Source organism: Kribbella sp. NBC_00709 (assembly GCF_036226565.1).
Lineage (GTDB): Bacteria > Actinomycetota > Actinomycetes > Propionibacteriales > Kribbellaceae > Kribbella.
Genome location: NZ_CP108996.1, coordinates 3,409,601 through 3,435,404, shown reverse-complemented (window position 1 = coordinate 3,435,404; position 25,804 = coordinate 3,409,601). Strand labels below are relative to the sequence as shown.

At 68.6% G+C, this 25,804-nt stretch carries 23 protein-coding genes; 4 read left to right on the top strand and 19 right to left on the bottom strand.

What is annotated here, in order from left to right; all coding sequences use genetic code 11:
- Positions 1-91 precede the first annotated feature (91 nt).
- On the top strand, positions 92-820 hold the full coding sequence (locus tag OHA18_RS17015) for a helix-turn-helix transcriptional regulator (RefSeq protein ID WP_329005077.1): 729 nt from the start codon (positions 92-94) through the stop codon (positions 818-820).
- Here the strand turns inward: OHA18_RS17015 and OHA18_RS17010 are convergent.
- The 16 genes from OHA18_RS17010 to OHA18_RS16935 are packed head-to-tail and all read right to left on the bottom strand — an operon-like array spanning position 796 to position 18,891.
- Complete coding sequence (locus tag OHA18_RS17010) at positions 796-1,776, bottom strand: hypothetical protein (protein WP_329005076.1); 981 nt, start codon at positions 1,774-1,776, stop codon at positions 796-798. The two genes, OHA18_RS17015 and OHA18_RS17010, sit on opposite strands and share 25 nt — an antisense overlap.
- 51 nt (positions 1,777-1,827) lie before the next feature.
- Positions 1,828-2,745 carry a hypothetical protein gene (locus OHA18_RS17005; RefSeq protein WP_329005075.1) on the bottom strand — a complete coding sequence of 306 codons (918 nt, stop codon included), beginning with the start codon at positions 2,743-2,745 and terminating at the stop codon, positions 1,828-1,830.
- A 42-nt stretch (positions 2,746-2,787) separates the two neighbouring features.
- Entirely contained in the window at positions 2,788-3,930 is a 1,143-nt protein-coding gene (locus tag OHA18_RS17000; protein WP_329005074.1) for a glycosyltransferase, read from the bottom strand.
- A 12-nt stretch (positions 3,931-3,942) separates the two neighbouring features.
- The gene (locus OHA18_RS16995; protein WP_329005073.1) at positions 3,943-6,591 is read right to left on the bottom strand and encodes a glycosyltransferase family 4 protein; all 2,649 of its coding nucleotides are present in this window, start codon (positions 6,589-6,591) and stop codon (positions 3,943-3,945) included.
- Complete coding sequence (locus tag OHA18_RS16990; protein WP_329005072.1) at positions 6,588-7,889, bottom strand: nucleotide sugar dehydrogenase; 1,302 nt, start codon at positions 7,887-7,889, stop codon at positions 6,588-6,590. Before OHA18_RS16990 ends, OHA18_RS16995 begins: the two co-directional genes overlap by 4 nt.
- 25 nt (positions 7,890-7,914) lie before the next feature.
- Complete coding sequence (locus OHA18_RS16985; RefSeq protein WP_329005071.1) at positions 7,915-9,123, bottom strand: acyltransferase family protein; 1,209 nt, start codon at positions 9,121-9,123, stop codon at positions 7,915-7,917.
- A 4-nt stretch (positions 9,124-9,127) separates the two neighbouring features.
- A complete protein-coding gene (wecB, locus tag OHA18_RS16980; RefSeq protein WP_329005070.1) occupies positions 9,128-10,180 on the bottom strand; it encodes a non-hydrolyzing UDP-N-acetylglucosamine 2-epimerase in 1,053 nt (350 codons plus the stop codon).
- The gene (locus tag OHA18_RS16975; protein ID WP_329005069.1) at positions 10,177-11,184 is read right to left on the bottom strand and encodes a Gfo/Idh/MocA family protein; all 1,008 of its coding nucleotides are present in this window, start codon (positions 11,182-11,184) and stop codon (positions 10,177-10,179) included. The genes wecB and OHA18_RS16975 overlap by 4 nt, the downstream gene beginning before the upstream one ends.
- Positions 11,185-11,186: 2 nt before the next feature.
- Positions 11,187-12,278 carry a DegT/DnrJ/EryC1/StrS family aminotransferase gene (locus tag OHA18_RS16970; RefSeq protein WP_329006122.1) on the bottom strand — a complete coding sequence of 364 codons (1,092 nt, stop codon included), beginning with the start codon at positions 12,276-12,278 and terminating at the stop codon, positions 11,187-11,189.
- Positions 12,275-12,886 (bottom strand): acyltransferase, encoded by a 612-nt coding sequence (locus tag OHA18_RS16965; protein WP_442914393.1) that lies wholly within the window; start codon positions 12,884-12,886, stop codon positions 12,275-12,277. Before OHA18_RS16965 ends, OHA18_RS16970 begins: the two co-directional genes overlap by 4 nt.
- Entirely contained in the window at positions 12,883-14,070 is a 1,188-nt protein-coding gene (locus OHA18_RS16960) for a hypothetical protein (RefSeq protein ID WP_329005068.1), read from the bottom strand. The genes OHA18_RS16965 and OHA18_RS16960 overlap by 4 nt, the downstream gene beginning before the upstream one ends.
- A gap of 4 nt (positions 14,071-14,074) precedes the next feature.
- Positions 14,075-14,785 carry a hypothetical protein gene (locus tag OHA18_RS16955; protein WP_329005067.1) on the bottom strand — a complete coding sequence of 237 codons (711 nt, stop codon included), beginning with the start codon at positions 14,783-14,785 and terminating at the stop codon, positions 14,075-14,077.
- Positions 14,782-16,104 (bottom strand): glycosyltransferase, encoded by a 1,323-nt coding sequence (locus OHA18_RS16950; RefSeq protein WP_329005065.1) that lies wholly within the window; start codon positions 16,102-16,104, stop codon positions 14,782-14,784. Before OHA18_RS16950 ends, OHA18_RS16955 begins: the two co-directional genes overlap by 4 nt.
- Positions 16,101-17,216, bottom strand: a complete 1,116-nt coding sequence (locus tag OHA18_RS16945) for a glycosyltransferase (RefSeq protein ID WP_329005064.1) — start codon at positions 17,214-17,216, stop codon at positions 16,101-16,103. The genes OHA18_RS16950 and OHA18_RS16945 overlap by 4 nt, the downstream gene beginning before the upstream one ends.
- Positions 17,217-17,219: 3 nt before the next feature.
- On the bottom strand, positions 17,220-18,038 hold the full coding sequence (locus OHA18_RS16940; RefSeq protein WP_329005063.1) for an ABC transporter ATP-binding protein: 819 nt from the start codon (positions 18,036-18,038) through the stop codon (positions 17,220-17,222).
- Entirely contained in the window at positions 18,025-18,891 is an 867-nt protein-coding gene (locus OHA18_RS16935; protein ID WP_329005062.1) for an ABC transporter permease, read from the bottom strand. The genes OHA18_RS16940 and OHA18_RS16935 overlap by 14 nt, the downstream gene beginning before the upstream one ends.
- 1,221 nt (positions 18,892-20,112) lie before the next feature.
- Here OHA18_RS16935 and OHA18_RS16930 point away from each other — a divergent pair.
- The gene (locus OHA18_RS16930; RefSeq protein ID WP_329005061.1) at positions 20,113-21,102 is read left to right on the top strand and encodes a helix-turn-helix domain-containing protein; all 990 of its coding nucleotides are present in this window, start codon (positions 20,113-20,115) and stop codon (positions 21,100-21,102) included.
- A gap of 50 nt (positions 21,103-21,152) precedes the next feature.
- Here the strand turns inward: OHA18_RS16930 and OHA18_RS16925 are convergent, their stop codons facing one another.
- Entirely contained in the window at positions 21,153-22,259 is a 1,107-nt protein-coding gene (locus tag OHA18_RS16925) for an aspartate-semialdehyde dehydrogenase (protein ID WP_329005060.1), read from the bottom strand.
- Positions 22,256-23,524 (bottom strand): aspartate kinase, encoded by a 1,269-nt coding sequence (locus tag OHA18_RS16920; protein ID WP_329005059.1) that lies wholly within the window; start codon positions 23,522-23,524, stop codon positions 22,256-22,258. Before OHA18_RS16920 ends, OHA18_RS16925 begins: the two co-directional genes overlap by 4 nt.
- Before the next feature lie 232 nt (positions 23,525-23,756).
- On the opposite strand from OHA18_RS16920, the gene OHA18_RS16915 reads away from it, so the two are divergent.
- Both OHA18_RS16915 and OHA18_RS16910 read left to right on the top strand, forming a co-directional pair.
- The gene (locus OHA18_RS16915; RefSeq protein ID WP_130445872.1) at positions 23,757-24,080 is read left to right on the top strand and encodes an ArsR/SmtB family transcription factor; all 324 of its coding nucleotides are present in this window, start codon (positions 23,757-23,759) and stop codon (positions 24,078-24,080) included.
- A 34-nt stretch (positions 24,081-24,114) separates the two neighbouring features.
- The gene (locus tag OHA18_RS16910; RefSeq protein WP_329005058.1) at positions 24,115-24,708 is read left to right on the top strand and encodes a dihydrofolate reductase family protein; all 594 of its coding nucleotides are present in this window, start codon (positions 24,115-24,117) and stop codon (positions 24,706-24,708) included.
- Here the strand turns inward: OHA18_RS16910 and OHA18_RS16905 are convergent.
- Positions 24,591-25,802 carry an MFS transporter gene (locus OHA18_RS16905; RefSeq protein ID WP_329005057.1) on the bottom strand — a complete coding sequence of 404 codons (1,212 nt, stop codon included), beginning with the start codon at positions 25,800-25,802 and terminating at the stop codon, positions 24,591-24,593. The two genes, OHA18_RS16910 and OHA18_RS16905, sit on opposite strands and share 118 nt — an antisense overlap.
- Positions 25,803-25,804: the final 2 nt, after the last annotated feature.

Below are 25,804 nucleotides of genomic sequence, written 5' to 3'. Positions count from 1 at the left end.
GACCGGTGAGCGCGTTGGGTGAGTTCCTGCAGACCAGACGGGCGCGGTGCGCCCTGATGACGTCGGCTTGCGGCCCGGCCCGGATCGCCGCGTGTCGGGCCTCCGCCGGGAAGAAGTCGCACTGCTGGCGAACGTGAGCGTCGACTACTACATTCGGCTCGAGCAAGGCCGGGCCGGGAATCCGTCGGTCGCGGTGCTGACCGCGGTCGCCGATGCACTGCGGATGGACCAGGCCGAGCGCGATCATCTCCGGTCGCTGGCGTGCGCGGCGCCACCCGCCGTACCCCCGAAGGCAGCCGTCCGCCCGCAACTGCAGGCGATGCTGGACGCGATGCAGGATGTGCCGGCGATCGTCGTCGACCGGCTGAGCAACGTGCTCGCCTGGAACTCCGGCGCGACCGCGGTGATCGCCGACTTCGAGGACCCGCGCCGGCGCAACCTGGCCCGCCTCTACTTCCTCGACCCGCGTTCGCGGGAGTACTACGTGGACTGGGAGACCGTCGCGCAGGACGCGGTCGCGCTGCTCCGACGCGCATCGGCCGAGTACGCCGAGGACGCGGAGCTGGCGGCGCTAGTAGACGAACTCCGCACCGCCAGCCCCGACTTCGAGCGGTTCTGGCTCTCCCAGAATGTCCAGAACCGCTCCCACTGCCCGAAGACCTTGAACCACCCCGAGGCCGGCCGACTGACCTTCTCCCTCGAGTCCCTCCAACTCCCCGGCAACAACAGCCAGCACGTCATCACCTACACCCCGGCCGACCCACCCACCGAAGCCTGGATCTCGGCTCGAAGGGGTCAGTCGCCGTTGGCGGTGTCGTAGACGGGGATGGTGACCCAGCGGAAGCTGACCGGGTCGTCCAGGGTCGCCGGGACCTCGCCGCGCGACTGGATGACCGTGGACAGGCCGTTCGCGTGCCCGACCGCGTACAGGTAGCTCTTCTTGGTGTCCTTGTCGATGGCGAGCAGCAGGTTGCCGTACTGACCGCAGCCCATCGCGGACAGCGTCTCGAAGCCCTGCCAGGTCCGCGTCCGCACCTGCGTCACGATCGGCTTCATCGGTGACGCCGACGGGATCCGGATCGTGTAGAGCGCCCCGCCGCGGGTGTTCGCGAGGAACGTGTCGTACGTCGGCGTCTTGGCGATCAGCGTCATCGTCTTGACCGAGGAGAAGCCCGGATACGAGCCGGTGGACCGCCAGCCCTTCCCGCCGATGTCCCAGCGGTACAGCACGCCGTCGTTGCGCAGCGCGTACGACGTCGAGCGGTAGATCTTCTTCGTACCGTTGTCCGGGCTCTCGTAGTCCGAGGTCTCCAGGAACGTGAAGCTGCCCCAGCCGCCGCCGACCCGGGACAGCCCGCGGTTGTCGATGGTCCCGTCTTCGTACCCCTGGTAGTAGCTGTAGTAGAGCGCGTCGCCGATCACGACGTACCCGTAGCGATCGGTGCCGGAGATGTCCGGCTCGATCGTCTGGCGAGCACTCAACCGGACCTGCCCGGGGCTGTACACCCCGGCGGTGGTCCAGTTGTCCGGCACCTGCGGCGGCGTCGTCGCGGTCGGGTCCGCGAAGTGGTGCCCGCCGCTCGCGGTCACCCCGCCCTGCCAGACGAAGCAGGCGTTGGCCTGCGCGGCGGTGATCTTCTTGCTGGTGCCGGGCACCTTCGCCCCCGGCTTGGTCGGGTCAGGTTTCGCCGTCCCCTGCGCGTGGGCAGCAGCGGGCATCAATGCGGTCAGCGCGAGCACCGCGCTACCGGCCAAGGCAGTTAGTCGTCGATTCATGTCCACCCCTTTCACACCCTCTGATACAGCGCGGGCACGAAAGGTTGCGGCTCAATCGCCGTTGGCGATGTCGAAGATCGAGATCGGGACCCAGCGGAAATAGGCCGGGTCGTCGAAGGTGCCAGGCACCAGCCCGCGGGACTGGATCACCGTCGCAGTGCCGTTCGCGTGGCCGACGGCGTACAGGTTGGCGGTCTTGGAGTCCTTGTCGATGCCCAGCAGCAGCGTGCCGTTCTTGCCGCACGCCATCGCGGACAGCGTCTCGAAACCCTGCCAGGTGCGCGTTCGGACCGGTGTCACGATCGGCTTCATCGGCGAGGTCAACGGAATCCGGATCGTGTACAGCGCGCCGCCCCGGGTGTTGGCCAGGAAGGTGTCGTACGTCGGTGTCTTCGCGATCAGCGCCATCGATTTGACCGACGCGAAACCCGGGTACGAGCCGTTGGCCCGCAGTCCGCGGCTCACCTGGTTCCAGCGGAACAGGACGCCGTCGTTGCGCAGTCCGTAGAGCACGGTGTGGTGAATGTTGCCGAGCGGTTGGCTTGCGTAGTCGGCGAGCTCGATCGCGGTGAAATTGGTCCAGCCGCCGCCGATCCGGCCGAGCCCTGGTGGGTTCTCAGGGTCGAGGTCACCGGTCATCGTGGTGCGGTAGCCGCTGGAGTACAGCGCGTCGCCGATGACGACATACCCGTAGCGGTCGTCGCCTCCCGGTCCTGGCTCGGACGTCTGCCGGGCGCTGAGCCGGACCTGCCCGGGCTGATAGACAGCGAGAGTCTTTCCCTGCTCGATCGTCGGCGGGAGGTTCGCGGTCACAGTGAAGTTCCGCTGCCCACCGGTCGCCGTCACCGATCCCAGCGGCACGTTGCAGACAGCTGTTGCGCTGTCCCCGGCTGCTTGTGCGTTCGTCGGCACTAACGCAGCGGCCGCAAGCGCAGCCCCTCCGGCCAAAGCCGTAATCCGTCGCTTCATGGCGCCCCCTCAGTCACCTTGATGCGTGGAGAACGCCGAAAGTTATGACAGTTCCGCGTAGGCAGCGACCAGGGTGGCTGCGTCGTGTTCCCAGTTGAGTTCCGCGGCTGCTGCGCGGACGCCGTCGGTGTAGGTGCTGTAGTTCTCGATCACCGTGCGGACTGCGGCGGTCAGGGACTGCGCGTTGCCGGGCTCGTAGAGGCCGCCGAGTTTGTACTGGGTGACGACCGCGCGCAGTTCTGGGAGGTCGGCTGCCACGACCGGCACGCCGGCGCGGACGGCGTGGAAGAGCTTGTTGGGGAGCGCGAGGCGGTGGTTCTCGCAGGTGTTCGTCAACGTCACCAGCGAGATCCCGTAGGACCGCAGCGTGTCGTCGACCTCGTCGATCGAGCGTTCGGCGACGGTCTCCACCGGGCCCAGATCCAAGCGATAGTTGGGATCCACCGACCCCATCAGCACCGTCCGGAACGGTACGAGCTGCCGAGCCGCGGCAACCACGGTCGGCAGATCACGTCCGGCGCCGACGCGTCCGGCGTACAGCAACCCCTCCGGCCGATCGGGAGCCGGCGGTACGTCGTCCGCGCGCGGGAACGTGTTGCGTACGACGCGGACATCCGCAAGGCCCCGCGACCGCAACCGCTCCGCGATCCCGTCCGACACGGTGATGACGACTCGCGCCTTCGAGGCCAGCGAGACCTCGTACCGCCGCCCGCGCGCCCGCCACAACGGCGTCGGCCGACCCGGGAGCGCACGATCGAACCACAGCTCGTGACTGTCGTAGACCAGCGACGCCGACCACTTCCCGGCGTACTCCGCCGCGAGCTCCAGTGTGTTGAAGTCATGCGCATGCACGACGTCGAACGGTCCGGCAGCGGCCACTCGAGGGGCCGCCGCAGTACGCCAATGCTTCTCGGTGCGGTTGCGGTGCTCCGGCAGCAGCAGCCACCGGCCGAACCGCTGAACCAGCACCTTCGGTCCGCTCCGCCCGTGCCCGACGGCCAGACCGCCGTTCCCGCTCCGCAGACCGGAGGAGCGGGAGACCGACTCCACCGTGATCCCCGGGCCCACCTCGAACCCATCGGGGACGTCGCGGCCGATCACGTGCAGCGTGTGACCGGCCGCGGCCAGCGCCGTGGCCTCCCGCAGGATGCGCGAGTCCCCGGCGATCGGGGACTGCGCGATCATCAGAATCCGCACTTACTCGCCGCCGGCCCCGGTCTCGTCGCCGAGCTCGTTGTCGAAGTTGAGCTCGTTGTTCAGGAACGGCAGCAGTACCTCGACCGACTTCCGCCCGTCGTGCAGGTCCCGCACGAACGACGGTCCGGCGTCGGCGATCTTGCGGGCCGTGTCGCGCTCGGCGACGAGCCGCTCGATCACCTCCGACAGGTCGTCCGGCGTCGCCTCGGCGATCGGCAGGTCGGTCGGCAGCAGATCGCGCACCGGGTCGGCGATGTGCCCGACGGTGACCCGGCCGGCCGCCATCGCCTCGCAGGCGAACACGCCGTACGAGCCGAGCAGCAGCTGGTCGACCACGATGTCGGCGCTCTTCACCATCTCGGCGAGCTCCGCGTGCGGCACGCCCTGGACCCGGTTGTACTTGATCAGGCCTCGTGCATCCAGGTCCGTCAGTACCGGGTCGACGTACGCCGATCCCTTCAAGGCAGACGCCGACGGTGCGTGCAGCACCACCGGCACCTCCCGCTCGAGCACCGGCTGGGTCGACGTGAATCCCTCCGCGTCGACGGCCAGCGGCAGCCAGATCCCGTTCTCGACGAACTCGAGCAGGTCCGGCGTGGTGACGAAGATCGGGCCGTTGTAGCCGTCGAGGTGCCGGCGCATCAGGTTGTTCGCGGCCTGCAGGCGCTGGGTCAGCTCGTCGTCGGGGTTGCGGAACGGCGAGTAGCGGTACTGCGCCCGGTGCTGCTCCGGGTCGCGGATCTCCGACCCGTGGAACACCAGACCGTGCCGGATCCCGGCCTGGTCCAGCATCGGTACGTCGGTCGTCCACATCTGCCCGCGCTGCTGGCCGAACATCGGCCGGCCCGCCTCGAACAGCACGTGGGTGACCTCACGCAACGCGTACGCCGTCAGCTCCAGCTGCCAGCGCAGGTCGGACCGGTACTGCCGGTAGGTGCCCGTCCGGTGCACCCGGAAGTCGAACGCGCCGCTGCCCGTGGTCAAGGACTCCGCCTTGATGTCCGGGACCTCGCGCTCGAGTGCGGTCGCCCACAACCACGCCTGGCCGGCGCTGTTGACCGGACCGAGCAGCAGGTGCCTCCCGGTCTTCTTGATCCGCCCGCCCGGCCGGATCACCTCGAGCTCGCGCCCGGTCAGCTCGGCGTACACCGCCCGCAGCTTGGCCGCCTGCCCGGACCAGGAAACTTCCTGCTGGTACGTCGGGTCGACGACCCGCTCGCGGTAGTTGTCCAGGTCACCGAGCACCGTGCGGACCTTGGTCGCGAGGTCGTGCGCGTTCGCCGCTGTGAAGACCTCGCCGATCCGGGTCCGGTCGACGAACTCCTTCATGCTCGGCATGTCGCTGACCACCACAGGCAGGCCCGCGAAGGCGTACTCGAACAGTTTGTTCGGCAGTGCCATCTCGTGGCTCGGGTAGCGCAGGATCGGGATCAGCCCGACGTCGGCGGTCCGCAGGAACGCGACCACCTCGTCCGGCTTCACCGGGTCCAGGCAGTGCAGGCGGTCCTGCACCTCCAGCTGCACCGCCTGCGCCTGCAGCTCACGCACGGCGTCCGTTGCCACACCAGGCACGCAGACAACGGCCAGATGAACGTCGGGCAGGTCCACCAGCGCCTGTACGGCGGTGTGGATGCCACGCGCCCGGGTCACGCCACCGCTGTAGACCAGCAGCGGCACATCCGAAGCAAGACCGATCTGGCTGCGAATGTCGGACACCTCGACCGACACGTCAGCAGGGTTCGGCGTGTTCATCACGACGGTCGGCTCGTGCTTGAGCTTGTGCTCGCTTCGCAACCGGGACGCGATCGCAGGGCTGACGGTGATCACCCGATCCGCGTCGCCGATGTACTCGCGCTCGTGGTTGGCCCAGGCCGCGATCGAACGCCGGGTGCGCGCGCCGTACTGCGACAGGCCGGCGACGTACTCGTGCGCGTCGTACACGACCTTCAGCGTGCGGCCCCGCAGCTTCGCCCGGCCGGCGGCGCGGGTCGCGACACCGATCACGTGCATGTCGTGCGCGTGCACCACGTCCGGCTCGAGGCGGTCGATCAGGTCGCCGAACGCGATCTCCAGGTCCAGCGCTTCCGGGTGCAGCTTGCGCCACGGCGCCGGCCAGGGCATCCGGTGCAGCACACCGTCGTACACCCGCCAGCTGAACTTGAACGGCGTATCGGCCTTGTTGCCCACACCCTTGCGGACCCAGGTGGCCCGCTCGGCGGCCTTCCAGCGCGCCCGGCGGAGCAGCCGGGTGCCGACGCCGGCCTTGAACTTGAGCGGATTTCCCTGCCCCGCCTTGGCCCGCGCGATCGCGTGCCCGGAATCGGCCTTGAGCTCCTTGAGCTCGGCCTGGATCCGCTGGCTCCGCGACACGTAGGTCGTGCGGTGCTTGTACCCCACCAACGGCGGTCGCCAGTCGCGGCGTGCCGTGCGGCTTCGTTTCCGCTCCTCACGCAGTGCGAAGGGCACCGCCACCCGGACGATCAGCGCACCGTCGAGCATCTCCCTCGACGGCAGGCCGCTGGCCGAGACCCCGAGCACAGTTACCTCTGCTCCGGTCTCGGCCAGTGCTGCGGCCTCTTTGCGGACCCTACTGTCGTTGGTGACGTCGTTCGCGACCATCATCACGACCCGCAGGTCGGCAGTTGTCACTGGCTGACCGACCTTCCGATCACAATCCGCCGCACGCCGGCCCAGCGAGCCGGGTCGGTGCGGTCACGACCGTCGACGAGCACCTGCACACCCGGCAGGTCGGCCGGGCTCAGCTGCGCGTAGTCCGCGTGGTCCGCCTGCAGCACGGCCGCGTCCACCGGCGTACCCAGCGTGTACGGCGTGAAGCCGAGACCCTGGAGCTCCTCGTCGGTGTACAGCGGGTCGTGCACGGAGACCTCCGCGCCGCGCGCCTTCAGCGCCGCCACGGCCGGGAAGACCCCGGAGAACGCCGTCTCCTTCACGCCACCGCGGTACGCCGCGCCGAGCACGACCACCTTCGCGCCCTTCAGGTCGCCGAAGGCGCCCTCGAGCAGGCCGATGGTGTAGTCCGGCATGCCGGCGTTCGCCTCGCGGGCGGCCCGGACAACGGTTGCCTCCGGGTCGGTCCACAGGTACAGCCGCGGATACACCGGGATGCAGTGGCCGCCGACCGCGATACCGGGCCGGTGGATGTGGCTGTACGGCTGCGAGTTCGACGCCTCGATCACGGCGTGTACGTCGATGCCGTTCTGGCCGGCGAACCGGGCGAACTGGTTCGCCAGGCCGATGTTCACGTCGCGGTAGGTGGTCTCGGCCAGCTTCGCCAGCTCGGACGCCTCGGCCGAGCCGAGGTCCCAGACGCCGTTCGCGCGTGGCAGGTCGGGACGCTCGTCGAAGTCCAGCACCGCCTCGTAGAAGGCGATGGCGCGCTTCGCGCCCTCCTCGGACAGACCGCCGACCAGCTTCGGGTACTTGCGCAGGTCCGCGAAGACCCGGCCGGTGAGCACCCGCTCCGGCGAGAACACCAGGTGGAAGTCGGTGCCCTCGGTCAGGCCGGAGATCTCCTCGATCATCGGCTTCCACCGGCTGCGGGTGGTGCCGACCGGCAGCGTGGTCTCGTAGCTGACCAGGGTGCCGGGAGTGAGGTGCTCGGCCAGCGAACGGGTCGCGTTCTCCATCCAGCCGAACTCGGGCTCACCGGTCTTCTCGTCCACGAACAGCGGCACGACCACGACGACCGCATCGCTGTTCGGGATCGCGTCCGCGTAGTCCGTGGTCGCCCGCAGGCGGCCGTCGGCCACGGTCTCGGCGAGCAGTTCCTGCAGGTGCGCCTCACCCGGGAACGGCTCCTGGCCGGCGTTCACCAACTCGACGAACTTCTCGTTGATGTCGACGCCGACGACCTGATGGCCCTTGGCCGCGAACTGGACCGCCAACGGCAATCCGATCTTGCCTAAGGCAACAACACTGACACGCACAGGTTCTCCACTAGGTAGTGATTCTTCATCGGGGGCCCCGGAGCTTCCGTTCCAGCGGGTGCTCGACGAACTTGTAGAGCAGCCACGAGGCAAAGATCGAGAGGACGAGGACACCGGCGTACCACGTCAGGTTGGACCAGCCGATCGGGCCGGCCACGCCGTGCTGCTCCTTGATCGCGTACATGATGGTGGCGTGCACCAGGTAGAACGCGTACGACCACTGGCCGAGCGCGACCATCGGCTTGCTGCGCAGCAGTGACCGCCCGCCGCGGATGTCGCGGGCCGCGACCGCGAGGATCAGGAAGCCGTACAGGAACGTCAGGAGTTCCTTCTGGCACAGGCCCATGGTGATCGCGCCGGGGACCTTGGCCGGGTGTGCACCGGAGTACCACAGCAGGAGCAGGCCGCCGATCGTGACCGCGAACGCGAACCACACCGGGATCCGCGGCTTCCAGCCGGACCGCAGCGCGATCGCCAGACCGATGCCGAACAGGAACGCGATCGAGTGCAGCACCGGTTGCGGCAGGATCGGCACGTCGTGCGGATAGTGGAACAACGCCAACCGGTACGCTCCGCCGACCACGATCACCACGACACACAGGACCAGGCCGCCGATCGTCTTCAGCCGCTGTGTGGCCCGCCAGACGAACGGGAAGTACGCGTAGAAGAACGCCTCCACCGACAGCGTCCAGCCGGCCGGGTTTCCGCCGTACAGGATGGTCGGGTTGTTCGACCAGCCGTGCAGCAGGAACGCCGACAGCACGAGCACGGACACCGAGATCGGCTTGATCCACGACATCCCGGCCGGCGGGTCGACGCGGTAGAAGACGAAGAACGCCGCGACCAGCGTGAGGAAGTACAGCGGGAAGATCCGGGCGAACCGGCGCCGGTAGAACGTCCGGATCTTCGTGCCCTTCTGGGCAGACCAGGTGAGCACGAAACCGGACAGCACGAAGAAGAACGTGACGCCCGAGGTGCCGTACTTCAGGAAGTCGTAGATCGGCAGCGGCGCCAGCTGGGTCATGTGGTGGCAGAACACGAAGAAGGCCGCCCACCAGCGCAGGCCGGTGAGCGACTCGACTCGTGGCAACCGTCCGCTGGAGGCGGGCGGCGGTGTGCCGGACTCCCCGGGGAAGGCACTGACCGGCGCACCGGGAGGCGGAGTCGACGCGTCCACCGACCCCTGGGCTTCCTGGGTCGGCGGCGTCTTGTTCTCTTCGGCGGCCTTCGTCATGTAGTTACTCCGCGAGAGTGGCAACGACACGCTCAGCAGCGTGACCGTCGCCGTAGGGCATCGGGCGTTCCCCCGTGGGAGCCGGCCGTGCGGCCAACTCGGGCAGCTTACTCACGTCGGATGTCAACGCGTTCCATCCGCCCTCCAGCGTCTCGACCCACTCGGTCTCGGTGCGCAGCGTGGTGCACACCCGGCCGAGCAGGAAGGCCTCCTTCTGGAGACCGCCGGAGTCCGTCACCACGCCGGCCGAACCGAGCACGGCGGCGACCATCTCCGGGTACGCCAGCGGCTCCCGGACGTGCAGCGAACCGTCCGGACGCTCCAGCTTGATGCCGTGCTCCGCGCACTTCGCGACCAGCCGCGGGTGGGCCAGCAGCAGCACCGGCACGCCGGCCGACGCGAGACCCTCGACGATCCCGGCCAGCCGCGCCGGGTCGTCGGTGTTCTCGGCCCGGTGGATGGTCGAGACGACGTACTCACCGCGCTTGAACGGAAGGTCCAGCGGCTTGTCCTGGACCGCGTCGCGGACCCGGAAGCAGACATCCGTCATCACGTCGCCGACCAGCCGCGACCTGTCCTTCAGACCCTCGTTCGCCAGGTGGTCCATCGCTACCTGGGTCGGCGCGAGCAGAAGGTCGGCGGCGTGGTCGGTGAGCACCCGGTTGTGCTCCTCCGGCATCAGCCGGTTGAAGGAGCGCAGGCCGGCCTCGAGGTGCGCGACCGGCAGGTGCATCTTGACCGCGGACAGCGTGCCGGCGAGCGTCGAGTTCGTGTCGCCGTACACCAGCACCCAGTCCGGCTTGTGCTCGTCCAGTACGGCGTCCATCGCGGCCAGCATCGCGCCGGTCTGGACGCCGTGGCTGCCGGACCCGACGCCCAGGTGGACGTCCGGGTCCGGGATGCGCAGGTCGGCGAAGAACACGTCGGACATGTTCTTGTCGTAGTGCTGCCCGGTGTGCACGATCACGTGCTGGTGCTCGGTCGCGGCAAAGGCCTCCGCGACCGGCGCCAGCTTCACGAACTGTGGGCGAGCCCCGACAACACTCAGAACCTTCATGACTGCGCGGACTCCCCGGCGATCTTGATCGTGCGGTCCTCGGCGGCCGACTGGATCACGGCCTCGGCCACCGCAACGGTCCGCAGACCCTGCTGCAGCGTGACGATGTCGGCCTCCTTGCCCAGGACGGCGTCCCGGAAGGCCTCGTGCTCGGTCTTCAGCGGCTCCGGCTTGCTGATCGCGTACCGGATCATGTCGCCCTCGCTGACACCGCGGAAGTGCGCGACGTCGTCCCAGGCGGTGGCAACCGTGCCGTTGGCGTGGAAGGACAGGTCCGCGAGCAGGGTGTCGGCGATGAACGCGCCCTTCTCACCCGTGACGACGGTGAGACGCTCCTTCATCGGCGACAGCCAGTTGACCAGGTGGCTGGTCACGGTGCCGTCGGCCAGCTTGCCGGTCACCGCGATCAGGTCCTCGTACTGCCGGCCGGACTTGTGGGCGCTCTGCGCGGCCACCGTCACGAACGGCGACTGCGTCACCCAAGCGGTCAGGTCGATGTCGTGGGTGGCCAGGTCGAGCACCACGCCGACGTCGGCGATCCGGGCCGGGAACGGGCCCTGGCGGCGGGTGGTGATCTGGTAGATGTCACCCAGCTCGCCGGCCTCCAGGCGCACCCGCAGCGCCTGCAGCGCCGGGTTGTACCGCTCGATGTGACCGACCGCACCGACCAGGCCGGCCGCCTCGAACGCCTTCGCGATCTCGGTCGCCTCGGACGAGGAGCCGGCCAGCGGCTTCTCGATCATCGCGTGCACGCCGGCCTCGGCCAGCGCCTTGGCGATCTCGGCGTGGTACTGCGTCGGCACCGCGACCATGCAGTAGTCGAGCTTCTCGGCGATCAGCTGCTCGATGTTCTCGTGCACCGGACGGCCGCCGGCCACGTTGAACTTGTCACCGCCCGGGTCGGCCACCGCGACCAGGTCGACGCCCTCGAGGGAGGCCAGCACCCGAGCGTGGTGCCGCCCCATCATGCCCAGGCCGATCAGGCCCGCACGGAGGTTCGCCATCGTCACGCACCCGCCTTCGCCACGGTGTTCACCGCGGCCACGATCCGGTTCAGGTCATCCTCGGACAGCGAGGGGTGGACCGGCAGCGAGAGCACCTCGGCCGCGGCCTTCTCGGTCTCCGGCAGGTCCAGCTCACGCTGGAACGACGGGAGCCGGTGGTTCGGGATCGGGTAGTACACGCCGCAGCCGACGCCGTACTCGGTCCGCAGCGCGTTGGCGAAGCCGTCGCGGTCCTCGGTCACCCGGATCGTGTACTGGTGGTACACGTGGCTGGCCTCGGCGGCGACCGCCGGGACGCCGACACCGGCGAGGTTCGCGTCCAGGAAGGCCGCGTTCTCCTGCCGCTGCTTGGTCCAGCCGCCGACCTTGGTCAGCTGCACCCGGCCGATGGCGGCGTGCAGGTCGGTCATCCGGTTGTTCAGGCCGACGACCTCGTTCTCGTACTGCTTGAGCATGCCCTGGTTGCGGAACAGCCGCATCCGGCGCTCGAGGTCGGCGTTCGCGACCGAGTTCATGCCGCCCTCACCCGACGTCATGTTCTTGGTCGGGTACAGGCTGAACATCGCGAACTCGCCGAAGGAGCCGACGGGCGCGCCGTTCCAGGTGGCGCCGTGGGCCTGCGCGGCGTCCTCGTAGATCTGGATGCCGTGCTTGTCGGCGATGGCCTGCAGCGCGGTCATGTTGGCCGGGTGGCCGAACAGGTGCACCGGCATGACGGCCTTGGTCTTCTCGGTGATCGCTGCCTCGACCGCCTTCGGGTCCAGGCAGAAGTACGTCGGCTCGATGTCGACGAACACCGGGGTGGCACCGGTCAGCGCGACGCTGTTCGCGGTCGCGGCGAAGGTGAACGACGGGACGATGACTTCGTCACCCGGTCCGACGCCCGCGGCCAGCAGGCCGAGGTGGAGACCCGACGTGCCCGAGTTCGTCGCGACGCACGCACGGCCGGAGACCAGCGCTGCGCCGAACTCCTGCTCGAACGCCGCTACCTCGGGGCCCTGGGCCAGCATGCCGGACTGCATGACACGGTCGACGGCCTCGCGCTCCTCCTTCCCGATGATCGGCTTCGCGGCCGGAATCGGCTGCACCATCAGTTCTCCTCCAGGTTTTCTTCGGCCGGCCGCAGCCGCCCGTCGGTTTCGATGTACATCTCGCCCGTGTTCGGGCACTTCCACTCGCCGTTCCCGACGTCGAGCAGCGGAACTCCGGCCTTGCCGACCCACTTGAGCCGACGAGCCGGAACCCCGGCGACCAGCGCGAAGTCTGGCACGTCCTTGGTCACCACCGCGCCGGCGGCGACAGTCGCCCAGCGGCCGATGGTGACCGGAGCCACGCAGACGCTGCGCGCACCGAGCGAGCAGCCTTCCTTCATCGTCACCCCGACCGGTTCCCAGTCGTGCCCGCTCTTCGGTGACCCGTCCGGGTTCACCGCGCGCGGGAAGTAGTCGTTGGTGAGTACGACGGCCGGCCCGATGAACACGCCGTCCTCGAGGGACGCGGGCTCGTACACCAGCGCGTAGTTCTGGATCTTGCAGTTGTCGCCCATCCGGACCCCGGTCCCGACGTAGGCGCCGCGGCCGACGATGCAGTTCTTGCCGAGCACCGCGTTCTCGCGGATCTGGGCCAGGTGCCAGACCGACGATCCGTCGCCGATCCGGGCGCTGTCGTCGACGTCGGCGGATGGCGCGATGCGGGACGTCACAGGGTCTCCTTCGAAATGAGCCAGGTCTTGAGTACTTCGGCCGAGCGGCGTCCGTCGTGCAGCTCCGCCACGAAACCGGGGCCGGCTGCCGCCCGCTCGGCGGCGGCGTCACGATCGGCGATCAGACCGGTGACGACATCACCCAGGGTGTCGGGATCCGCCTCCACGATCGGCACCTCTCGCTCGGCCAGACTACGCACCCGCTGGCGCACGGCGTCACCGACGTACGAAACGACGATCCGCCCGGCCGCCAGCGCCTCCGCGGCCGCCACGCCGTACAGGCCGATCCGGAGCTGGTCGACAACGATGTCGGCGTCACCGATCACGGCCGGCATGCCGCTGTGCGGTACGCCGGTGATCCGCCGGTACTCGATCTGCCCGCTGTCGTGCAGGGCGGTCAGAACGGCGTCGATCTCCTCGGTGCCCTTGAGTTTCGCGTTCGACGGGACGTGGGCGACGACCGGCTTGCCGTGGCTGAACAACGGCCGGGCCGCCTGCTGCCAGGGCGCCGGGTCGATCGCGACCGGCAGCCACTGCGCGTCCGGTACGTCGTCCAGCAGGTCGACCGTGGAGACGAAGACGGGAAGCTTGAGCGACGCGACCAGCTCGGCGTGCCGGCGGGCCTGGGTCTCGAGCCGCTCGGTCAGCTCGTCACCTGGAGTGAACGGCGACCAGCGCTCGCGCTTCGCGTGCCGGCTCGGCAGGCGGATGTCGGAGCCGTGGAACAACAGCCCGACCTTGAGGCCCTTCCCGAGCATCGCCTCGATGTCGGCGGACGCGTCCGAGTAACCGCGGGCGCCGAAGAGCGGACGCAGCGATTCGGCCATCACGTGCGTGTAGTTCGACAGGACGTACTGCTGCTGGGCGCGCTGCCAGCGCGGCTGGCCGAACCACGCCAGCGGTACGCCGTAGTCGACGGCGAACTGGAACTGCCCCTTGCGGTGCAGGGCGAACGAGACGGCGTCGACGCCTTCGACGGTCTTGGCGGCCTGTGCCCAGGCGTGGCCCTGACCGGCGGAGTTGGTCGGTCCGACCAGCATCCGCACCGGCGTCGTCGCGACCGGCGGGAACGCCGGCAGCTGCGCGTACGAGTACCGCAAGCCGCGCAGGCGCCGCCGGACCGCTCCCGCGGTCCGGGCCAATGGCGCCGGCAGGTGCTCGCGGATCGAACGCGTCACCGTCATCGTGTCACCCATTACCTGCTGGTGCCCTCAGCTGGTCGAACTCCCGGCGGGCGGCCGGCAGACCGAGCACCACCGGGGTGCTCGCCTTCCGCTGGCCCAGGTTCCAGCCGGCCCAGATGGCACCGGCATCCAGCGCCACGACCACGTCGGCCTTGTCGATGGTCGCCATCACGTCGCGGCGGGTCAGCACCCGCTCCCAGTACGTCTTACCGAGATCACTCGTCGCCCGCTGCCCGCGCAGGAACTTCACCGGCGCCGACGTCTTAATTGCCTTAGGCAACATCCGCCCGGCGACCTTACGAGCCCGGCGAGCCCGCCACTCCACCGCCTTCACAACCCGCTTGGCCCCGGTAGGCCGCGGCTTCGGAGCAGGCTTGGGCTGAGGCTCGGCGGCGGCGACCTGTGCGGCGGCCGGGGCGACCTTGGCCTCGTCGGCGACGACTGACTCCGGGTCGGCCACGGCCTCGGGGGCGATGACGGCGTCCGGGGCTTCGTCGGTGGACTCTGCGACCGGCTCCGGCTCGGGGGCCGGTTGGGCCGGCATGCGGCCGGGGCCGATGAGGGTGAAGGTGTTGACCTTGTCGGCCACCCACGCGGACGGGGCTACCCAGCCGACCACGTCGATGGTGATGTTCTGGTCGCCGAGATCCTCGCGGACCTGGTCGAAGTACGTCGGCGGAAGCCGCCGCGTCGACAGCAGTACGACGGTGTTCATGCCGCTACCCCCTTCACCGACGCAGCCAGCGACTCGATCCGCGGATCCAGCTGCAGATCCCGCCGGTACGACGCGCCGAACTCGCGCGCCTTCGCCCGGATCCCTTCGTCCGCCGTGCGGGCCGCGTGCGCCGCCTCGACCAGCGCTGCCGCGATCGACTCCGGCGTCACGTCCGCCACCGGAAACCACAGCGGATGACCCCGCAGTACGTCGGACGCCGCGTTCTCCGGGTCGTGCACCGACACGACCGGCAACCCGGTCGCGAGGTACTCGAACACCTTGCCGCTGGTCACGTACCGCCCCTTGCCCAGCATCAGCAACTGGGCGTCGAACTCGTCGTACGCCTTGGCGATCTCGGCCTTGCCGACCGGACCCTCGTAGCTGACCCCGGCCTCCGACGCGCTGTTGATCGTGGCGAGCATGTCCGCCCGCGGCTGCGCGTAGTACCCGAGGTAGCCGTGGATCTTCGCCTTCGCGCCGGCCAGCTCCTCGGACTGCTCCTTGGCGAGCTTCCAGCCCTCGACGAACTCGGCCAGCGGCACCTTCGGCGACACCGTCCCGACGTACCCGAAGACCAGCGGCCGGTCGGTGACCGCGCCCCGGTCGTCGGTGTCCGGCACCAGGTCAGGATCGAAACCGTTCGCGACCGTGTGCATCTTCGCCGCGTGCGCCGGATAGAGCTTCTCGTGCCACTCCTTGATCGGGTCGTTCACGAACCAGACCTCGCGAGCGGACTCGACCAGCTTCTTCTCCCACTTGGCCGCGCGGCTGTTCGGCTCGTGCAGCCGGTCGCCGGTGAACACGTCCAGCAGCCAGGCGTCGCGGTAGTCCATCACGTACGGCACCTGGAACTTCTTGTGCAGGTGGTACGCCGCGGTGAACGCGACATGCGGGTTCGCGGTGGCGACCGTCAGGTCGACCTTGCTGGTCTTGTGGATCTGCTCGGCGGCCTTCTCGATCACCGAGCGCCAGGGCCCGTACCCGGTCTCCGGGAACGGGATCTGGTCCTGCTTGGTGCGCCACTTGCTCCACAGCTTCGGGTTCTGCGCCCGGCGCTTGGACCACTTGCGCAGGTCCGCTTCCAGGATCGGCCACTCGAACGGAACCCGGACCACCTCGACGGAGGGGTCGACCCGCTCCTCGAGAGTCAGGTCCGCACCGGTGAACCGGAAGAACGTGTCGCGGTCGGCCGTCAGCACGGTCACCTTCCAGCCGAGCGCGGCGAACCGGTTGGCCGTAGCCAGTGCCCGGTAGACACCGCCGCCCCGGCAGGGCGGGAAGCCCCAGGCGACGTACAACAGGTGAGGGCGGTCGGTCATGCCCTGCCTTTCGGAAGAGTTGGGCGGCCTCTTAAGAGATTGAGAATCGCGTCGGCCAGGTCGTCGTACGGCGTGTTGGTCGGCAGGTGCTCCGCCGCCCACTGCAGCGCGTGGTCGTGCAACTTCTCCAGCTCACCGGGGTCCGCGGACCAGCGCCGCAAGGTCTCGGCGGCCTCCGCCACCGAGTCCACCAGGACTCCGCCACCGGACTCCTCGATCACCCGGGTCTGCCGGGGCAGCCGGGTGGACAGCACGGGAAGACCGCTGGCGAGGTACTCGTAGATCTTGGACGGCATCGCTTCCACGAACGCCGGCGTCGGCTGCAGCATGGCCAGGCTCGCCCAGGCACCCTGTGCGATCCGCCAGGCGTCCGCAGGTGGCTGGCGCCCGTGCAGCCGGACCCGGCCGGCCAACTCGGGCTCGGTGATCCGGGCCTCGAGCCGGTCCCGGTCCGACGGTGCGACCGGGCCGACCAGGTCGAGAGACCAGTCCGGCGCCGCAGCGACGGTCTCGACCATGTCGAAGAGTCCACGGCTGGCCCGGAGGTCACCGACGTACACCGCGCGCGGTGCGCCGGTGGCCGGAGCCGGTGCCAGGAAGCCGTGGTCTGGAAGGTTCTGCACCACGAGGCGGTGTTTCGCCTGGTGCGGCGCCAGGTGTGAGTCGGCGACCACGGTGAGGTCGGCGCCCGCGGCCAGCTTCGACCCGGCGCGGACGATCAACCGGGCGGGCAGCCCGGCCAGGCCTTTGGCCCAGGCGCGGTCGGCCAGCAACCGTTCGTAGTCCTCGTGGACGTCGACGACCAGCTTGCGCCGCCGCAGCCCGGTGACGAGACGGGCGATCGGGATCATGTCCGGATCGACCGTCATCACCACCTTCGCGTTGGTCCGCCACGGCAGCACGGCGGTCCGGGCCAGCCGCTGCACCATCGTGCCGCGCGGCCCGGCGTGCACGATCGCACCCGCGGGCCCGCCGGCAGCCTCACCGAGGCCCCAGAGCTCGACCGTGAGGTCGCGCTGCTGCAGGGCCGCGGTGATCTTGTGCAGACGCGCGTCGGCCACGTCGTGACCGGTCGTGATGATCCCCACGTCCGGCGCCGTGCTGCGTGACATTGGTCAGAGGTCCTCGAGTGAGACGGATTCCGCTTCGCCGACCTGCAGGAACTTGGTGTAGGCCTGGATGACCTCGTCGGGCTCGCCACGCATCATCAGCTTGCCCTTGTGCAACCAGATGCAGTCGTTGCACATCTCGCGGACACTGCTCATCGCGTGGCTGACCAGGAACATGGTCCGGCTGTTCGTGACCAGTTCGCCCATCTTGGCCGCGGCCTTGCTCTTGAACGACGCGTCACCGGCGGACAGCGCCTCGTCGATCAGCAGGATGTCCGGGTCCATGTGCACCGCGACGGAGAACGCCAGCCGGCTGAACATGCCGGACGAGTACGTCCGCATCGGCATCTCCATGAAGTCACCGAGCTCGGCGAACTCGGAGATCTCCTCGTACCGCTCCTCGATCACCTTGCGGCTCAGGCCCGCCGCGAGACCACCGAGGATCACGTTCTCCTTGCCGGAGAGGGCGGCGTTGAAGCCGACACCCAGCGACAGCAGCGTGGAGACCCGGCCGTGCACCTCGATCCGGCCCGAGGTCGGCGGCAGGATGCCGGCGACCGCACGCATCAGCGTCGACTTGCCGGCGCCGTTCGCGCCGATGATGCCGATGGTGGTGCCGTGGTTGACGTCGAACGAGACGTTCTGGACGGCCTTGACCTCGCGGACCGCGCGCTCGCCGCGGCCGAACCGGACCAGTGCGCTCTTGAAGGTCGGCACCCGCTCGAACGTGGTCCGGTAGGTGATGGACACGTCCTGCACCTTGACGGCCGGAACGTTCGACGTGCTCTTCTGCATCGGCTTCTTCTCGGTCTCAGAGACGGACAACGAACTCACGCTCCCTCGACATGAAGAACAACGAACCGACCACGAAGGCGAGAATCGCCCAGAACCCACCGCCGGCCCACATCTGCCACTTCGGAATCGCACCCTTGACCAGCAGGTCGGCCCAGCCGCCCAGGAGCGGGTAGAGCGGGTTGTACTGGATGAAGCCCTTGAACTTCGGCGGCGCCTGCTCGGCGAACCACAGCACCGGCGACATGTAGAGCCAGATCCGGACGAAGTACGGCAGGAAGCTGGTGGTGTCGCGGAAGTACACCTGCAGCGCGGCGAAGATCATGCCCATGCCGGCGGCGAAGAACGTCAGCATGATCAGGAACGCCGGCGCGAGCAACATCTGCCAGTGCAGCTTCTGACGCATGACCACGTGGATCCCGAGGTACACCACCAGCGTCGGCAGGAAGCGGAAGAACGCTGTCCGAACCGCGGACAGCGGCAGCAGCATCCGCGGGAACGACTGGTTCATCAGCAGCTTGCCACCGCCGACCACGCTGGCCGCGCCGGCCGTCATCGCACCGGAGAAGTAGTAGAAGGCGAACAGGCCGGCGCACATGTGGGCGAACCGCTCCGCGGCACCGACCTTCGCGCCCCCGCCGGCGATGATGTCGGTCAGCAGGTAGTACACCAGGGCCAGCAGCAGCGGGTTCAGAACCAGCCACACCTGTCCGAAGAAGGTGTTGGTGTTGGCCGCCCGGATGTTCGTCCGGGACATCTCGGCCGCGAACTCCCGGCGCTGCCACAGTGCCTTGAAGTAAGGACGCAGCGCCGGCAGGCCGACCTTGTGCGGTTCGTACACATGCACCGACGGGTTGAACTCCTCGTCGACGCTAGTCGCGTTCATTCAGGCGACGCCTCTCTCTGCCGGAAGTTGGGTCCACGATGGCCGATCACCTGGGTTCGGCGGTTGCCGCCCGGTACGACGGCGGGCCACGCAGACCGGGAAGCAGAGTAGCGGATCGGCTTCAACGCCGACGACACAGCGGTCCTCCTTAGTGAGCAACGACGCACAGACGGCTACGAAACCCCGTACGCCATTGCTGCAGCAACACTTGAGTCGTCCTTCGCCGATCGTTATCCGGAATATACATTTGACAGCCAGCGACGACCAAAACGCCTTGCGGCTAAGTCAAATCGCGGTCAATTCATGGGGTAGGACGCTACGCACCCAGGCGAAGTTGACGTGACCTGCCACACCGGTCCCGTGACTGCTGTGATCACGGGAGACAGATGTTATGAGCGGGACCCCAGGAGATGCTTCGTGGCCGGAGCGAGCCGGGCGGCGGACGTGACACGCAACATCACATCCGCGCTCCCCATGGACAGCCTCACCATCCACGGAGCACCGGTCTGCACCTCCCGGGGTTCCACCATCGATCCGGCGGCGCATCCACGATGGGCGGAAGCGGACGCAACCCGTACCGGACCAGCCGGCACGATGACCAGGGCGGCGGTCATCGCACCTGGGGTTTGGCGGGAGCCAAACCCTCTAATCCGTCCCCAGAGGTGCTGCGGACGCCGGCAGGTGCGCGCAGCAGGTGTGGGGACGGACCGGAGGCCGGTGGAGGACAGCGCTACGTGGAATCCCTGCAAAGATGCCAGCGCGCTGGGGACGGCAGCACCGACACGGGCGGCGGCGGCACACGGCGGAACCGGTCGCATCGGGCTCTCCTCCTCATCGGCCTCACGATTGGAGATGCCACAGTTTGTACACCCTTCAGCACAGCCGGTGATGGCACGGAAGTGCGAGGGCACCGATGCGCCGGGATCGAGACCCAACCGAAACAGGCACCGCTGACGAGACAGCCAACTCGGGCCAGAATTGGAACAGCAGCCCGGCGGCGCTCAGGTGGTCCGTCGCCGGGCTGCTGGACCTCAATTCTCGCTCACAACTGCGCGGAAATGGTGGCCAGATGGTGACACGGCACAAGAATGCTGACAGGACAACAAATATCGCTGCGTGCATACACGTCGACACGGAAAGTGCCGACGGCACTGGACCGCCCCCTCTACGCTGGAGGGACGGTAGCGGACGGTGACAGCACTGGGAAGGGAGGGGAGCGTAGTGAGCGCAACCGACACGGAGCGTGCCGACCATTTGAAGGTGCTCGGGCTCAACGACGACGAGATCGAGGTCTACCAGCACCTGCTGCGGACCGGCCCGTCGTCGATCACCGAACTGGATGACGCGATCCCTGACCGGGAACGCCCGATCGACTCCATTCTGGGCGGTCTCGTGCAGGCCGGCCTGGCCCGGCGGTCCGGCTCGGACCACTCCCGCTATCTGCCGGTGCCCCCGGACGCGGGCCTCGAGGCGATGACGCTGCGCCGGGAGTCCGAGCTGAAGCAGGCCCGGATCGAGGTCCTGAACGCGTACGACGAATTCCGCCGGACCGTGCACAACGAGTCGACCACGCACCTGATCGAGGTCGTGACCGGTGGCGCGATCATCGAGCGGATCCACCAGATCAAGGGTGGTGCGCAGCGCGAGATCCTGGCGATCGACTCACCGCCGTACTACATCGGCGGCCCGAACCAGGAGGAGATCGACCACCTCAAGCGCGGCGTCGCCTACCGCGTCGTGTACTCGCCGGAGTCGGTCGAGGTGCCGGGGTACCTGACCGAGAACATCCTGCCGTGCGTGGAGGCCGGTGAGCAGGCCCGGGTGCTGCCCGACGTGCCGGCGAAGCTGACCATCATCGACGGCTCGATCGCGTACGTGTCCATGTCGGTGCGCGACACCGATGTGAACCGGTCGCTGCTGATCATCCGGCCGAGCAGTCTGCTGTCGGCGCTGATCGGGATGTTCGAGCTCTGCTGGCGCAACGCGTTGCCGCTGCACGCATCCGTCGGCGCCGAGGACGACCGCCTGGAGCCGATCGAGCGCCGCCTGCTCGCGCTGCTGGCGACCGGCGCCGCGGACGACACCATCGCCCGCACGCTCGGCATCAGCCGCCGCACGTTCTTCCGCTACCTGGAACGCCTGATGAACCGCACCGGCGCCAGCACCCGCTTCCAGCTCGCCCTGCACGCGGCCCGGGAAAACTGGCTGTAGGACACGCAAAAGGCCCGCACAGCTGGCTGTGCGGGCCTTTTAACCTGTCGTCAGGCCTTTGCCGGGGTGAACTCCTTGGCGACGACCTCGGCGATCTGGGCGGTGTTCAGGGCGGCGCCCTTGCGCAGGTTGTCGCCGCAGACGAACAGCTCCAGCTCGTTCGGGTCGTCGAGGGACTTGCGGATCCGGCCGACCCAGGTCGGGTCGGTGCCGACGACATCCGCGGGCGTCGGGAACTCGCCCTCGGCCGGGTTGTCGAACAGCAGCACGCCCGGAGCGTCCCGCAGTACCTCCCGGGCGCCGTCGGCGTCGACCTCCTGCACGAACCGCGCGTGCACCGACAGCGAGTGCGTGGTGACGACCGGGACCCGCACGCAGGTCGCGGAAACCTTCAGGTTCGGCAGGCCGAGGATCTTGCGGGACTCGTTGCGGACCTTCAGCTCCTCCGAGGACCAGCCGTCGTCCTTCAGCGAGCCGGCCCACGGCACCACGTTCAGCGCGAGCGGAGCCGGGAACGGGCCGAGATCGTTGCCGACCACGCGGCGTACGTCACCCGGCGAGCTGCCGAGCTCTCGGTTGCCGGACACCTTGGTGAGCTGGTCGTAGAGCGCGTCGATACCGGCCTGCCCGGCACCGGACGCGGCCTGGTACGACGCGACGACGAGCTGCTCGAGCTCGTAGCGGTGGTGCAGCGCGCCCATCGCCACGATCATCGACAGCGTCGTGCAGTTCGGGTTGGAGATGATGCCCTTCGGCCGGTTCCGGGCCGCTTCGGCATTCACCTCCGGGACCACCAGCGGGACGTCCGGGTCCATCCGGAACGCGCCCGAGTTGTCCACCACGACAGCACCCTTGGCGGCCGCGATCGGCGCCCAGTGCGCCGACACCTCGTCCGGTACGTCGAACATCGCCACGTCGATGCCGTCGAAGGCGTCCTCGGTGATCGCGACGACCTCGACCTCCTCGCCGCGGACCTTCAACCGTTTGCCCGCGGAGCGCTCGGACGCGATCAGCCGGATCTCTCCCCAGACGTTCTCCCGGGTCGAGAGCAGGGTCAGCATCACCGACCCGACGGCCCCGGTCGCGCCGACCACTGCCAGCGATGGCAGGCCCGCCCGGTCATCGATCGTGTTCTCCACAGCGCTCACAGGGGTCACCGTCCAGTTCCTCCGTACACGACAGCCTGGGTGTGCTCGTCGTCCAGATCGAATGCGGTGTGCGCCGCGGTCACGGCAGCATCCACCAGGTTCTCGTCCACGACCACCGAGATCCGGATCTCCGAGGTGGAGATCATCTCGATGTTCACGCCGGCGTCGGCCAGCGCGGAGAAGAACTTCGCCGAAACGCCCGGGTGCGAGCGCATTCCGACGCCGACGACCGAGACCTTGCCGATCTGGTCGTCGTACAGCAACTGCTCGTAGCCCACCTCGTCCTTCATCCGGGCCAGGGCGGACATCGCCCGGGCGCCGTCGACGCGGGGCAGCGTGAAGGAGATGTCGGTGCGGTTGGTGGCGACCGCCGAGACGTTCTGCACGATCATGTCGATGTTGGTCTCGGCACCGGCGACCGTCTCGAAGATCCGGGCCGCCTCACCGGGCTTGTCCGGTACGCCGACGACCGTGATCTTGGCCTCGTTGCGGTCCTGGACCACGCCGGAGATTATCGCCTGTTCCATCTCATCCAGTTCCTTCGCATCGACGACCCAGGTGCCTTCCTTCTGCGAGAAGGAGGAACGCACATGGACGGGGACGTTGTAGCGCCGCGCGTACTCGACGCAACGCAGGTGGAGCACCTTGGCGCCGCAGGCGGCCATCTCGAGCATCTCCTCGTAGGAGATCTTCGGGATGTGCTTGGCGGCCGGCACGATCCGCGGGTCCGCGGTGAAGATGCCGTCCACGTCGGTGTAGATCTCGCAGTAGTCCGCCTCGAGGGCGGCGGCCAGCGCCACCGCGGTGGTATCGGACGCGCCGCGGCCCATCGTGGTGACGTCCTTGGTGTCCTGGGCGACGCCCTGAAAACCGGCCACGATCGCGATGTGGCCCTCACCCAGGGCTTCCTCGATCCGCCCCGGCGTGATGTCGATGATGCGCGCGTTGCCGTGCGCGGACGTCGTGATCACGCCGGCCTGCGAGCCGGTGAAGCTGCGGGCTTCGTATCCCAGGTTGGCGATCGCCATCGCCAGCAGCGCGGCGGAGATCCGCTCACCCGAGGTGAGCAGCATGTCCAGCTCGCGCGGCGGGGGCAGCGGAGAGACCTGCTGGGCCAGGTCCATCAGTTCGTCGGTGGTGTCGCCCATGGCGGAGATGACCACCACGACGTCGTTCCCGGCCTTCTTTGTCGCGACGATCCGTTGGGCCACGCGCTTGATGCAATCGGCGTCGGCGACCGAAGAACCGCCGTACTTGTGTACGACGCGTCCCACAGTGTTTCTCCTCAAACCACTGGTTGCGGTACGCCGTGCGGCGTTGCACCAGGCGTAGTCTCGTCCGTCAGTCTAGCCGTGACCTGACCGTTGCCTACCGCCTGACCAGGACCCGGGCGGACCCGTCCGGCAGATCGCCGCCCGCACGGGAAGGTTCCCCGGTCCGGGTCGGCGCCAACCGGAAACCGTCCGGCGACTTGTTCATATAAGTCTTCGCTGAAATACTTGCCGGGTGCACGCGTTCGACATCCTCGGCGATCCGGTCCGGCGCCGGATCCTTGAGCTGCTCGCCGACGGCGAGCTGCCGGCCGGCAGTATTGCCGGCACGATCGGCGCCGAGTTCGGCATCAGCCAGCCGGCCGTGTCGCAGCATCTGCGGGTTCTGCGCGACAACGGGTTCGCCACGGTGACCGTCGACGGCACCCGGCGGCTGTACGCCGTGGACCCCGGCCCGCTGCGCGAGATCGACACCTGGCTGGACCGGTACCGCAAGTTCTGGATCAACCGGCTCGACGCCCTCGAGACCGAGCTGCACCGCGGCCGCCGAAAGGACTGACAACCTTCGGCCTGTCGCCTGCATCTGGCTAGGTATGCGGAACATCGTCGCCAGGCTGTGCATGTCCGAAGACGGCATCGTCGAACGGCCGGAACAGTGGCTGCCCGACCCCCGGCCCGCCCTCGCAGAATTGGTCGCCGGAGCCGGCACCGTGCTGCTCGGCCGCAAGACGTTCGACCGGTACGCCGGTTCGCTCGAGGGACTCGAGCGCACCCGGAACCTCGTGATCGGATCCCGTCCGGTGGTCGCCCGCCCCGGCACGGAGATGCTGCAAGGTGACACCCGCCGGGTCCTCGCCGCACTGAAGGCAGTGCCAGGCGACGACCTCCACGTCATCGGCAGCCTGTCGCTGGTCCGCTCGTTGTTGCGGTGGCGACTGATCGACGAGGTCTCGCTGCTCATCCACCCGGTGGCCGCGGGCCGTGGCATGTTGCTGGATCGCCGTTCGCTGGGACTGATCTCGATGTGCGCCCGCGATGGCGGCGTACTCGAGGCGAACTATCGCGTGCGCTACGCCGCGACCGCCGTACCCTCGACGGCGCTGGTGTCCGCCGGCCGATGGGGCGGTACGCGGAGCAGGGACAGGGTCGCCAGTACGGCGAGGCCGGCCGTCAGGACCCACGCGTAGCGAACGCCGAACGCTTCGACCACCGCACCGGCGACGGCAGAGCCGATCGCGGACCCGACCATCCCGCCGCTCTGCGTCCAGCCGAAGATCTCGGTGTGCGCGGCTGTTGGCGTCAGCGCCCCGACACGCTCGTACAGGGCGGCAACCGTCGGCGCGATCATGCAGCCGGTCGCGAACATCGCCACCGCCAGTGCGACGACGGACGACACAGCGAAGATGCAGAGGGCGACCAGCACGGCGAACACCAGCATCCGCCGCCACACTGCCGACGTACGGCCGCCGGGCAGCGCACCGTTGATGACACCACCGGTCACACTCCCCACCGCCGCTACCGTCTCGAGGATGCCCGCGATCAGCCGGTTGCCGTGCTCGTCGGCGACGGCGACCATGCCGAGCGACATCGACGCGAACCCCATCACCAGACACGCCCAGGCCAGCAGGATCGGCGTACGGTGCGAATGGAAGATCAGCTGCCAGGCAGTAGGACGCGGTCCGGCCGACTCGTCGTGGGGTACGTCGGTCCGCTGGTTCATGCCGAACCACCAGATCGCGGCCGCCGCCGTGACTGCACACGCCAGCAGGCCGGCGCGCGGACTGGCGAAGCTGACCATCACCGCGCCGAGCATCGGGCCGAAGACGAACAGGAGCTCCTGCGCAGTGGCATCCAGCGAGTAGACCGCCCGTAGACGGGAACCGTGCACAATTCGCGGCCAGTTGGCGCGGAGTGCCGAGGTGACCGGCGAGACGAACACACCGGCCAGCACAGCGGCGATCGGGAGCAGCCGGTACCAGCTGTAGGGCATCAGGGCGAGCACTGCCATCCACAGCCCCCAGGCCATCCCGGTGCCGATCACGACCTTCCGCGCACCCTTACGGTCGGCCATGCGCGACCAGACCACGCTGGCGACCGCAGTACCGACCGAGTAGGCGCCCGCGACCACACCGGCCCAGCCGAAGTTGCCTGCGGCGTCCTTCGCCAGGAACGCCAACGGGACCATCGTCGCCAGCACCGGCATCCGCGCGACCAGCGCCGAGGCCAGCAGCGCCACCACGCCATGGGTCTTCCAGAGATCGCGGTACGCCGACAGGTCCATAA